A 12,294-nucleotide genomic window follows, 5' to 3' on the forward strand; every position below is an offset into this window, starting at 1 on the left:
CTGCCCGGTATGCCGGGCAGATAAAAAAAGGGGCGGCCCGAAAAGACCTGCCCCTTGCATTTTCTGGAGCGGGAAACGGGATTCGAACCCGCGACCTTCAGCTTGGGAAGCTGACACTCTACCACTGAGTTATTCCCGCAAACGATCTTGTTATTTTATTGATCTTCCGGATGAAGTCAAGAGTTATTTGATCCGGATCAACCCCTTTCTTCCTTCCAGCGCCGATAGAGCGAATGTTCAATCCCCATCATGTCGAGAACCCGGCCGACAATGAAATCGACCAGGTCGGAAATCGTTTCCGGCCCATGATAAAAGGCCGGCATGGGGGGAAGGATCGTCACACCGAGGCGGGAGAGTTTCAGCATATTTTCCAGATGGATGGAAGAAAGCGGGGTCTCCCTGGGCAGAAGAATCAGAGGCCGTTTCTGCTTGATCATGACATCTCCGCTCCGCCGGATCAGGTTGTCGGCAAGACCGTAGGCCAGGGCCGCAAGGGTTGCCATGGAACAGGGGGCGATCACCATTCCCCGGTGCTGCGAGGAGCCGCTTGCCGCCGCAACCTCAAAGTCTTTATTGTTGTAAATACTTACACTTGATGGATCTATCTTCAGGTGATTCTTTAAATCTTCCGTATTCAGTGTCGGGGGAATCCCCACCTCTTCCCGAAGCACGATTTGAGCCGCATCCGAAAGGATCAGATCAACATGACAACCCGCCCGGTTCAGTTCCTCCAACAGCCGCGTTCCATAGACCGCTCCGCTGGCGCCGGTCATCCCCAAGATCCATCTTTTTTCCATGGAAAGTCCGTCCTTATAACCAGAGATCCAGCAGGGTAAATGCAAAGAGGGTCACGCTGATATAGCCGTTCATCTTGAAGAAGGCCATGTCGAGCCGGGAGAGATCATCTTCACGGATAATGGCATGTTCATAGAAGAGGAGGCCGCTGACAATCGCCAGCCCGGCAAGATAGTAAATTCCCAGCGACAACATCGGAATCTCCAATGTCAGGAGGACCACCGTCAGGAGATGGAAAATCCGAGCGATGACCAGGGAAGACCCGACCCCGACCCTGCCGGGGAGGGAATAGAGTCCGGCCTTCCGGTCGAAATCGATATCCTGGATGGCATAGAGGATGTCAAAGCCGGCCACCCAGAAAAAGACGGCCAAGCCGATAAGGAGGACGGGAAGTTCCAGGTTCCCGCGCACGGCGATCCATGCGCCCACCGGAGCAATGGCCAGCGAGAGGCCGAGAACCAGGTGGGAATACGCGGTAAACCGTTTTGTAAAAGAGTACCCGAGGATGACCAGCAGGGCAAAGGGAGAGAGCATCAGGCAGAGAGGATTGAGACGAGCGCAGGCGAATACAAAGAGCAGAAGGGAGCCGACGATCATCCAAACGGCCTGCGGGAGGGTCACAATCCCTCTCGGCATCTCCCGATCGGCCGTACGGGGATTTGCGGCATCGATCTTTCGGTCCACCAGGCGGTTGAAGGTCATGGCGAGGGTTCGCGCACCGATCATGGCCATGAGAATCCAGAACAGAACATGACCCGAAGGAAGACCCCGTGCCGCCAGTACCGCTCCCATGAGGGCGAAAGGGAGTGCAAAGACAGTATGAGAAAACTTGATCATCCGAAGGAGATCAACAAACGTCCGTATCATAGTCGGTTTCTCCCATTTCTCAGACGCGGGTCACCTGGACCATTCGGTTGACGTAGCGATTCAATCTTCGGTGGTCTTTCGGTTTCAGTTCCGTGAATTCCACGCCGCAGAGATAGCGCCAGAGCGGATAATCGCTGGCGGGCTGAGTATATTTGACCACGGCCTTCCCTTCGACTCGTCCGTACCGGGGGAGTTCCACCTGGAGGTTCTGCAGGAGCGTCCCGGTTTTGAAAACCTTATTGGAGGTAAAACGGAGGCCTTTCAGTCCAATGTCAATCACGACGCCCCGTTCCTTGTCGACATCCACCTGAATCGGTTCATCCGCACTGTTTTTGTATCGGGCCATTTTTATGTCCTGGCAAGACTCCACGATCAACGGATAGGAGAGACGGTACTCACCTTCCCCGGTCTCTCCCTTTTTCAGAAGACGTGTCTGGAACTCGTACAGGATCCCCCGTGCCGAATTGTAACGGACGAGCAGTTCCCTCCCCTCCGTCAGGCCTGGATCTGCTGCGAGACGGTTCATAACCCGAATCCGCAGAAGACCCTCCCGCTGTGAATGATTGATGGCACACAAAAAAGCGGTACAAAGTTCCGTGCCTTCTTCTCCCGCGATCCGGAGCGGAATACGATGATCCTGCGTCCAGTCAAGATGTTCCCGAATGGCGGCTGCATCGGAGATCATTCCCCGGACGACTTTTTTCCTGCGAAAGAGATTAAAAAACATCGGTGCCTCCTACCCTCTTCCCATTTTATGGAAAATAGCTGCCTGTACATCCCGTTTGCGGCCGGTCCATTCCGGTGCCACCAGTCGTGCAGGAGGGGCTTCCCCCATGAATCGATGGATCACCATCCGGTCGGAGATCCTCTCCACGATTCGGCAGACAATCTCAACATATTCTTCCTGCTCCAGGAGGGGGATTTGCCCGGCACGATATGCCTGTTCCAGCGGCGTCCCTTTCAGTACATGAAGATGGTGGAGTTTGATCCCTTCGACCTGAAGATCGAGCAATGCCTGAACGGTCTCGATCATATCGTTCATCGATTCGCCCGGCAGTCCCAGGATCACATGGGCGCAGAGGGGAATCTCCCGTTGATGGGCACGTTGCACGGCGTCTACGACACAGGCGAAATCATGACCTCGGCCGATTCTTTGCAGGGTCCGGTCGTGGGCTGACTGGACGCCGATTTCAAGATCCAGATATTCAAGACGTGCCTGAAAGGCTGCGATCAGATCGAGTACCGTATCCGGCAGGCAGTCCGGCCGGGTGCCGATGGAAAGGCCGACGACCTCTTCGACACCGATCGCCTCTCCCCAAAGTCTTTGAAGGCGGGGAATCGGGGCATAAGTATTACTGAAGGGCTGAAAATAGGCTATGAACTTATCGGCCCGGAAACGCTTCTTTCCATAGGCGATACCCGAACGAAGCTGCGCCGTGATGGATTTCCCCGGATCGGACCCGGTCGCAGCGGAGCCGTTTGCATCACAGAAGAGACAGCCTCCCGTTGCAAGAGTTCCATCACGATTGGGACAGGTCAGACCGGCATGGAGGGGAATCTTGTGGACCCGGCAGCCGAAATACCGGCGTAGTTCCGCTCCCAACGTCCGGATCGGCACTTTCTTTTCCAGGATCTCTGCCTGCGACATCTTGATCGGTTTCCTATTTCTTTTCCGCCGGTTTTGTGTAGAGTGTAATAAACCCGGAGAGATGTTTCCGCTCGGTCAGGCGGGCCATCACATCTTCGGCCTCGTCATGACCGACGTAACGGCCGACACGGACACGGTACCAGACCCCTTTTCCGGGAATCGTCTTGATCATGGTATAGGCCGGATATCCTTCCTGCTGAAGCTGTTGAGAGAGTTTGTCGGCCGCGTCGGCTCTTTCAAAGGCTCCGATCTGGATGGTATAGAGGGAAGGGATGGTCTGGATCGGATGGGGTACAGGTACCGGGGCCGCCGTGCCGGGCAACCCGGAGGAGGGCTCCGCGGTAAGATCATCGAGGGTGTTTTGCAGATTCTCCTCTGCGTCTCCCGTTCCCCCGGTCGGGGTCTCTCCTTGCACCACTGCCGGACTGTTCATCGTGCCGGAACCGCCCCTTGCCGGAACGGAAGGGAGTACATCCCCGGCCGACATCTTTGTCTCTGAAACAGCGGTTTGGTTTGTCGGCAGAGAGTCCGCCTCCGTCCAATGCTCCGGCCTGTCCGGTACGGGGAACAGTCTTCCGACCAGGAAACCCGCAGTGAAGATCAAAAGACCGATCACGATTGCCGCAGCGACGATCCCTTTAAACTCCCGGTTGCCGAGATGCAATTCATAATCTTCACGGATCCGATCTAAATCGATCATCTCTTTCGTCATGGTTGCCTCTGCTTTTACATTCTCTCCGGCGCTGAAACGCCGACCAGATTCAAGGCGTTATGAATTACGGTCCGCACCGCTCCGATCAGACAGAGCCGGGCAAGACTTTTTTCCATGTCCTCGGAAAGGACCCGGTGTTTGAAATAGTAGGCATGAAGCCGGGTGGCCAGATCCTGCAGGTAGAAGGGGATCCGGTGAGGTTCCATGGTATCGGCGGCCCCTTCCACCACGTCGGGAAAGGTCCCGAGGAGCTTGATCAGTTCCCGCTCTTCGGGAAGCTCCAGCCGTTCCAGAGGCGCTTTCGCCACCCGATCAAGGGGAAACCCCTTTTCTTCCGCCTGGCGGAAGACACTGCAGATCCGGGCATGGGCATACTGTACATAATAGACGGGGTTTTCATTGCTCTCGGTCTTCGCCAGGTCAAGATCGAAATCGAGATGGGAATCATAACGGCGGAGGAGAAAGAAGTAGCGGGCCACATCCGCACCGACCTCCTCCACCACTTCCGAGAGGGTCACGAACTCTCCGCTCCGTTTGCCCATCCGGACCGGTTTCCCCTGCCGCAGGAGATTTACCATCTGGATCAACAGGACTTGCAGACTCTTCGCATCGTACCCGAGGGCCTCGATGGCGCTCTTGATCCGTGCCACATACCCGTGATGATCGGCGCCCCAGATATTGATCAGTCGATCAAAACCGCGCTCCATTTTCTCCCGGTGATAGGCGATATCCGACGCAAAATAGGTGTGGTCGCCATTCCCCTTGATGAGGACCCGGTCTTTGTCGTCACCCAAGTCGGAAGTCCGAAGCACGCAGGCTCCGTTCTCTTCATGGAAGAGCAGGTCCTTCGCCTCCAGCACCTCCATGCATTCCCGGACCTTGCCCATCTTGTGGAGGGATCGTTCCGAGAAAAAACGGTCAAAACGGACCCCGATCTTCTGCAGATCCTCGTTAATCCCTTCCAGAATCTCTTTCGCAGCAAGATCTGCGAACCGGGGGATGACTTCCTCTTCGGGGAGGGAGAGATACCGATCCCCCTCGCGCTCACGGATCCCCTTTGCGATTTCAATCACGTACTCACCGGGATAGACGTCTTCTCCGGGAAAGAGAACGGCCGGGTCGAAGAGACGGCGGTAACGGAGCCAGACGGAACGACCGAGGACCCGCAACTGACGGCCCGCGTCGTTGATGTAGAATTCCCGGGTGACCTTGTATCCTGAGGCATCAAGTATCCGGGCAAGGGCATCCCCCACCACCGCCCCCCGCCCATGTCCGATATGGAGCGGACCGGTGGGATTGGCGCTGACGAATTCCAGCAGGACCAAGGCCCCTTTTCCCCGGTCCGAACGGCCGTACTTCTCCCCCAGTGTCTGAATCTCCCGCAGGGTCCTCAGCCAGTAGTCGTCCTTCAGGAAGAAGTTGATGAAGCCCGGACCGGCGATCTCACACCGGTCGATCAGGCCGTTCGACTCGGGGATATGCTCCACCAGGACCGAAGCAATCTTTCGGGGAGATTGCTTGAGAGGCCCGGCCATAACCATGGCAAGGTTGGTTGCAATATCACCAAAACGGGGGTCTTTGGGCACATCGAGTTGAATGACAGGCAAGTGATCCAATGACAGGCTTCCGTCCCGACGGGCACTTTCAAGGGTATCCGTAAGAATTTCCGTTAAAGTTGTTTTCACGTAAATCGGCTCCGGAATAGATCGACATCCTATTGGAAAAGTTCAGGTCAACGATCGTTTTTGACCCGGCACTATTATAACAATCCCCCTCTTCCTGTCAAACCCAAAGGGAATCACACGATAGAAGTTCTTTTCAGGAAGATTTTTCTCCCACAAGCAACGTGGAATCGAGGGGCAGGGGCAGGGATCGGAGTCGGACAAATCCCGATTCATCCAGAAGCGCCCTTCCCTCCTGCAGAGAATAATTTCTCCCGGCCACGGTATTGACCAGCATGTTGAGAGAAAAGAGAGCACCCCAGAGAGGACGGGTCCCGTTCCCGTCGGTAAAGAAATCATTTACGAGAAACACCCCGCCGGGCCGAAGCGTTTTCCGGACCTGCCGGAAGATGGAACGGACCTCTTCTTCGGGATAGATGTGCATCACATTGGAGAGAAGTACCACATCGAATCGGTTATTGGGAAACGTGATCTTCCGAAAGTCCCCCGGATGCAGGACCACCCGCGCCTCCAGATCTTCCGCTTTCAGATGTCCTTCGATGATGGGGATGACGTCATCGATATCGGCCGCTTCGGCCTGCACTTCGGCATAGGACTTCAGGTACTTTCTGAAGTAGGTTCCCGGCCCGCATCCCAAATCGAGAATCCTTTCGTCCCCCTGCAATGGAAAAAGACGCACCAACTCGTCCGCAACCACGGCGGCATAGCCCTCCATGGCAGCCATGAACTTTTCCGTACGCAGGTGGAGATCCGCATCGGGGATCTTCTCCTCATAGGAGACCGGTTTCCCCGTCCGGATCGATTCTTCCAGGCGGGACCAGTTCGCCGTCAGATGCTCCATGTGGGCGATTGAGGCCGACATGTTCCGCCCCTTCTCCCCGGTCAGGAAGGGGCGCATCCCCGAAGGAATCAGATAAACATTCTCCGTTTTTTCGATTAATTCCAGGGCCGTCAGGGAATCAAGCAGACGTTCCAGCGCATCGGGATCAACACCGACCTCATGGGCCAGCGTCGCGGCATCCTTCTCTTTTTTGCCGAGGATCTCAAAAAGATTGAAGCGCAGCGCGACAAAGAGCGCCTGCGACTGCCAATAGGCGGAACTGATCTCTTTGATCTTCTGCGCCGAAGAAAAATCATCCATCATTCATCTCTTCTCATTGCAGCAGCACCAGACCGAAGGAATGCTGCGCTTCGTTTTCGTCTTTCAGCGGGGTCACCGCCAGCCCATGCCTCCGAACGGTGGCATAGACATCGATCCCGCAGGCCTCCATGGATGGGCGGGCTTCTTCCGGACGCCGACAGGGGGCCCGCACATCACAGGAGTCACAAAGACGACAGGGACCTGCCCCCATTCCGAAGGCCTTGTAATAACCGGACAGGAAGGCCTCCCGTTCCAGGAAATAGGCCAGATAACGGACCCGGAAACTCCGATCCGCCTGAATCAGGAGGGCCGTCTCATATTCCTGCAGGAGGTCGGCCGTTTCTTTCCTGGTGGGTGAATGGGGAGGACAAGTATGGGTACGACCGAAATCTTCACAGCCATAGCGGCACTTCCAGACAACCCAGGAGGCCGTTACCACCGATGCGGCCGGGATCAGAATAGCGGCATTGGCGCCGTTTTCCCCCGCCTTTTCGATGAGGTCGGCCACGGATGCCGGTCTCTTTTCTGAACGGTCCTGCATATCCCCGGCAGGAGATTTCATGACTGACCTACAGATGAAAAGTTTCAAAATACAATGGCGGATTTATACCACAGTGAGGGGAAAAGTAACAAGCTGAAAAAAAGCGGTCCGGCTATTTACCGATTCGTTTGATGAGATCGTCCACTTCGTTTTCCGTATCATCGAGGAGAATGCTCGGCCGTTTTTCCAGATCGAGATCTTTGGCAATCTCTACGATCAGGTCCCGGTCGACCGTTTCTTTCTTGATCAGGAAACCTTCAAAGAGGGCATTGTCACAGAGCGTATTAATCAGGCGAGGAATCCCCCGGGAATATTCATGAATGGCATGGTAAGCCTCCGGTGTAAAGAGGTCCCGTTCACACCCGACAATCTTCAGACGATGTTGTATATAAGCCTCCGTGGCATCGGGATCGAGGGATTTCAGCTTGTACTTGAAGGCCACTCGTTGCTCCAGAGGGGGATCCAGGGCCAGACAATCATTTAAACCGGGCATGCCGAAGAATACAAAAGAGAGCAGCTTGCCCTGGTTATCCTCGATGTTCAGTAACCCCCGGAACTCTTCCATTAACTCCCGACTGTTCAGCATCTGGGCCTCATCGATCAATACGACGGGCTTTCGCCCCTCTTCGTGGATCTCCACGAGCCGATGATAGAGTTGTCCCAGAATCTCGACTTTGCTGTCGGCAATGTTCTGCACACCTAACTGTACCGAGATTTTTTTGAGAAGCCATTCCGCCGTGACGCTTGAATGGATAATAATCAACAACGCCGATTCGTAGGTTTCTTCGGAAAGCTCATCCAGCATCCGCCGGGCCAAGGTCGTCTTGCCCGTACCGATGTCCCCGATGAGGACGGCAAGCCCCTTCATGGAGTCGACGGCATACTCAAGACGAAGCAGGGCTTCGGCATGCTGTTCACTGCCGAAATAGAATCGATTGTCCGGGGAATTGGAAAAGGGTTGGCTCTGCAAGCCATAAAAAGAAAGGTAACTCATAGCGGCATTCCGTGGAAATCCTTATTCTTCGGGAAGTTAGATGTAAGAAACCTTTTTGTCCTTTGTGGGCGCCCCCCCCACGGAGGGGACATTCAGGCTTTGGACACCGAGGCCCTTCAGTTTTTGTGCGACATCCCGGTAGCGGGGGTTGACCTCATGAATCCGGAGGAGTTCCTGCCCGGCCCGCTCAAGGTCACCGTTTAATTCACAGACTTTGGCAATCTCATACCGAACCCCGATATATTCGTCATCGGTTCTTCCCTCAAGGGCAAGCCCCTTCTCCAGTTCCGTCAACGCTTCGGGGTATTGCCCCTTCTGGATATAACAGAGACCGACCATGGTGATACAATCCATGACGCGCTTGGGATCTCCGGAAGCAATCACGAATTCTTCCGCCGCCTCATCGATCAATCCCATCTCCAGATAAGCAATTCCAAGGTTATAGTGTGTTTCGTAATCTTCGTCACCGAGTTCTTGCTGGACCCCTTCCCGAAACTCATTGAAGACGTTCATGACATCATTTTCACCAAAGAGATGGGCGTCGGAAACGATAGACTGTTCCACTTCACGGCGGAGTTCGGCCGCAAAGTCATCTTCCCCTGAACTCCCGCTCTCTTGATCCCGCTCCTCCGTGTCAAATTCCCGCCGCAACTCTTCGGCAAAGTCGACAAAATCCGTTTCCTGAGCCGGGGGAATCTCCGTAATTTCCGGTGCAGCCTTTTCCGTACCCTCCACAACAGGTACTGCTGCGACCTCCCCGCCGGTAATCGAGGAGAGCTTTTCAGCCACATCGGCACGGGCAGGATGGGAGGCCAGAATGTTTTCATAGACGGATCGGGCTTCCTCCACCATGCCATGCTGATGATAGAAATCGGCCTCTTCGATCAGTTCGTCAATGGAATCTTCCGTCACCTCAACGGATCCTGTTTGTGTGCCGCCGACAGGGACGGCGTCTGCTGTTTCTTCCGTTTCCAGTTCAAAGGTAAGGTCTTCCATCGGCTCCGGCACCTCTTCAGGTACGGAGGAACCGAGTGCCGTTGGACCTTGCTGTAACTTCTGCTGGGCCTCAGCGTTTTCCGGATCAAGGGTCAGCACTTCGTTCAAGACCTTATCATATTTTTCCAGATCACCGGCCGCTTGATAGAGTCTGGAAAGTGTCAGCAAGGTGTTGACCTGCTCCGGGATATCTCCCCGTTCCACATAGATCTGGAGCAACCGTTCGCGGGTCTCGATATGATCGGGCGCCTTCTCTATGTTTTTCTGCAGATGGGTAATCGCCTTTTCGAGATGACCATATTTCAGATAGACATCAGCTTCCGTAAGATTGTCGGCGAGGAAGGTCTTCTGCTCCACTCCGGCCGGGTTCGGAATGAGGTCCACGACTTCTTCATCGGACCCGGCGTCCGTTGTTTCAATCGATCCCGTCTCCTCCGCATCACAAACAAGAATCGGCCCTGCGTCTTCCTCCGACACCGGCTCATCCTCACGGCTCAGGTTGACTTCCCCATAATCCATGGGGCCGGGATCGGGCACTTCGCCGCGCAGTTCACGCAGGCGGGTCTGAACTTCCATATCTCCCGGCGTCAACTCCAACACCTTTTCCAGGATGTTCTGCGCTTTTTCAACATCACCGGAATCGGCATAGATCCGGCTCATCTCTTTATAGTGATGCGTAACTTCATGTTTTCGGTCTAGTTTGCTCAGCAGGTCGATAATCTGCTGCCGAACCCGGAGATTATCCGGATCACGGTCCAGTATCGGCAGATAGAGGTCGAGCAGTTCATCAAAACGTTTTGAGGCGGCATACGCATCAAAGAGATCGTTCAGAACCTGGATCGCCTGTTCAAGCTCATTTGCATCCAGAAGAAGGCGGTAGATCTTGATCCGGTCATGTTCCGTCAATGCAGAAGGTTCAATGGAACGAACCTGAGCCATCCCCTCTTCAATCTCGCCCTTGCGGACCATGATTTCAGCTTTGAGCAGGGCGGTACGGTGATCTTCCGAGGCATCCGCCTCCAGTCTGCAGCAACATTCGTGGGCCAAGTCAATATTGCCCCGGGCCAGATGAATCTCGGCCATGTAACGTGTGATATCCCCCGGAGCAAGGTGGTTTTCTTGTCCTTTATTGCAGAGATCTTCCGCCTCATCAAGCCGGTTCTGATTCAGGAGGGCATCAACCACTTCCCCGTAGATTCTTCCCCCCTCTTCGATCATATGCTCTTTTAGATAGAGTTCCGCGAGACCGATCTTGATCTTGAGGTTTGCGGGATCCATATCAACGATGTTCTGATAGGCCTCAAGCGCCAGGTCATGAGAACCGGTCTTGAGATGATACCCGGCAATGGAGAGATAACATTCCTTGGCGTTGTTGGCCATTCCCCGTTCCCGGTTTAGTTGAGCCATACAGGCCAAGGCATCGAGGTTCTGAGGGTCCAGTTTGAGGATTTTTTTATTGACGGCAATCGCCTTGAGAGAAAATCCGGTATTGGTGAAGATCTCCGAAGCCCGATGATAAGCATCCACAGCCTCTTCCCGTTTCCGTCCCTTCAGGTAAAGGTCTCCAATTGTATTGTAGATCGTCGCATCATCGGCCTTGTTCTTCAACAGGCTCTTCCATTCGGCAATCGCTTTTTCAATCTGCCCCTTCCGTGCGAATTTCTGTGCCTTTTGAAGTACCTTGTTTTTCTTTTTGTCGTCTTTGTTTGTGTTGTCTTTCGGCTTGGCAAAATCAAAAAATCCCATGGCAGCCTTCTTCAGGAAATGTACCGTTTTTGTTCCCGGAAATCGATCACAAACAGTGCTGATTGACCTCGGTTCTGCTGAATGACGGAAAGATGAAAAACCGTAAAAAAAAACAAATAACGGTGAAATCTTAGAGACTTACGAATTAAAACGTCATTTTCTTCTACCTTTTAAAGATATCACGGTATTCCAAATTCTGTCAAGAATGATTGTTCGACAAAAAGTTCTCCAAAAAATCAGGATTTCCCGTACCAGTTCCACTCCTGGGAACGGTAGCGTTCCCGGCCGAGCCGGCCGGTCTCTTTCCATTCCTTCCGGGTCAATTTCGTCTGCAGAAACTCGACTCCCAAGGCCTTCCGAAAACCCCGGATCAGCGATTCTTTCAGCAGATCAGTCTCATGGAACCCCTTTAAAATGTCCGTGATGGAGGTCATTCCCTCTCCGGTCTTCTTACGTTTCTTATCGGTCGATCTCTGCAAAACTTCATTAAATTCTCTTTGCCCCGCCATAGAGATCAGAATGGACCCCTGCTGCAGGATACCGTAGGACATGCGCCGTTGGGCGCTTCCGACCAGTTTTTTCCCTCCCACGGTAATCTCATACCAGGAAGGGGAATCGAAACAGTTCGGAGAACGCCCCCCGGCCCGCTGCCGACGTTGTCTCTTTTTGTGAAAAGAAACCAGTTCGACATCGAGTCCTAAAAGTCGAAGACCGTTCAGAAGTCCGTTGCTGAGCATGCGATAACTCTCAAGGACGCTTCCCCCCGCTCCCGGGGCGGAACGGGGCAGCAGGATACTGTAGGTCAGCTCCTGATGATGGAAAACGGCCCGGCCGCCCGTCAGGCGCCGGACAACATTCCAGCCGCGGGACTCGCAGTCCCGGAGATTAAATTCGTCAACCACCTTCTGGAAATAACCGATGGTAATGGAGGGTCTGGACCATGTATAGAAACGGAGAACCGGACGGGCATCCTGTTCCTTCATCCGGGAAAGGAGGACCTCATCGACGGCCATATTGAAAAAGGCGTCATGGGAACCTGTATCAAGGAAGGACCAAGTATTCGTTGTGCTGCTATCCATGGGGAATGAGGATCACAATCTGCCGTGTAACGGCACAGTAAAAAGCTCCGGATGCAAGGCGCGAAGGTTTTGAGGAGTGAGGCGTACTTTTTT

Annotated in this window: 11 protein-coding genes and 1 tRNA gene; all 12 read right to left on the bottom strand. The window is 54.1% G+C overall.

Annotated features, from left to right (window positions below; genetic code table 11):
• Window positions 1–64: 64 nt before the first annotated feature.
• Window positions 65–139: transfer RNA gene (locus GXP58_06305), tRNA-Gly, on the bottom strand.
• 58 nt (window positions 140–197) lie between these two features.
• Complete coding sequence (locus GXP58_06310) at window positions 198–797, bottom strand: UbiX family flavin prenyltransferase (GenBank protein ID NOY53219.1); 600 nt, start codon at window positions 795–797, stop codon at window positions 198–200.
• A 13-nt stretch (window positions 798–810) separates the two neighbouring features.
• Entirely contained in the window at window positions 811–1,662 is an 852-nt protein-coding gene (gene ubiA / locus GXP58_06315; protein ID NOY53220.1) for a UbiA family prenyltransferase, read from the bottom strand.
• Window positions 1,663–1,681: 19 nt separating this feature from the next.
• Complete coding sequence (locus GXP58_06320) at window positions 1,682–2,389, bottom strand: PilZ domain-containing protein (GenBank protein NOY53221.1); 708 nt, start codon at window positions 2,387–2,389, stop codon at window positions 1,682–1,684.
• A gap of 9 nt (window positions 2,390–2,398) precedes the next feature.
• On the bottom strand, window positions 2,399–3,310 hold the full coding sequence (locus GXP58_06325; GenBank protein ID NOY53222.1) for a TIGR01212 family radical SAM protein: 912 nt from the start codon (window positions 3,308–3,310) through the stop codon (window positions 2,399–2,401).
• A gap of 13 nt (window positions 3,311–3,323) precedes the next feature.
• On the bottom strand, window positions 3,324–4,022 hold the full coding sequence (locus tag GXP58_06330) for an SPOR domain-containing protein (protein ID NOY53223.1): 699 nt from the start codon (window positions 4,020–4,022) through the stop codon (window positions 3,324–3,326).
• A gap of 14 nt (window positions 4,023–4,036) precedes the next feature.
• Window positions 4,037–5,707, bottom strand: a complete 1,671-nt coding sequence (locus GXP58_06335; protein NOY53224.1) for an arginine--tRNA ligase — start codon at window positions 5,705–5,707, stop codon at window positions 4,037–4,039.
• Between the two features lie 133 nt (window positions 5,708–5,840).
• Window positions 5,841–6,848, bottom strand: coding sequence for a methyltransferase domain-containing protein (locus GXP58_06340; protein NOY53225.1), 1,008 nt, complete (start codon window positions 6,846–6,848; stop codon window positions 5,841–5,843).
• A gap of 10 nt (window positions 6,849–6,858) precedes the next feature.
• The gene (locus tag GXP58_06345) at window positions 6,859–7,386 is read right to left on the bottom strand and encodes a DUF2284 domain-containing protein (GenBank protein NOY53226.1); all 528 of its coding nucleotides are present in this window, start codon (window positions 7,384–7,386) and stop codon (window positions 6,859–6,861) included.
• 112 nt (window positions 7,387–7,498) lie between these two features.
• The gene (locus tag GXP58_06350; protein NOY53227.1) at window positions 7,499–8,380 is read right to left on the bottom strand and encodes an AAA family ATPase; all 882 of its coding nucleotides are present in this window, start codon (window positions 8,378–8,380) and stop codon (window positions 7,499–7,501) included.
• 36 nt (window positions 8,381–8,416) lie between these two features.
• Entirely contained in the window at window positions 8,417–11,122 is a 2,706-nt protein-coding gene (locus GXP58_06355) for a hypothetical protein (GenBank protein NOY53228.1), read from the bottom strand.
• 236 nt (window positions 11,123–11,358) lie between these two features.
• The gene (locus tag GXP58_06360) at window positions 11,359–12,201 is read right to left on the bottom strand and encodes a lipoate--protein ligase family protein (GenBank protein ID NOY53229.1); all 843 of its coding nucleotides are present in this window, start codon (window positions 12,199–12,201) and stop codon (window positions 11,359–11,361) included.
• Window positions 12,202–12,294: the final 93 nt, after the last annotated feature.

It is taken from the genome of Deltaproteobacteria bacterium (genome assembly GCA_013151235.1).
Taxonomy (GTDB): Bacteria; CG2-30-53-67; CG2-30-53-67; order CG2-30-53-67; family CG2-30-53-67; genus JAADIO01.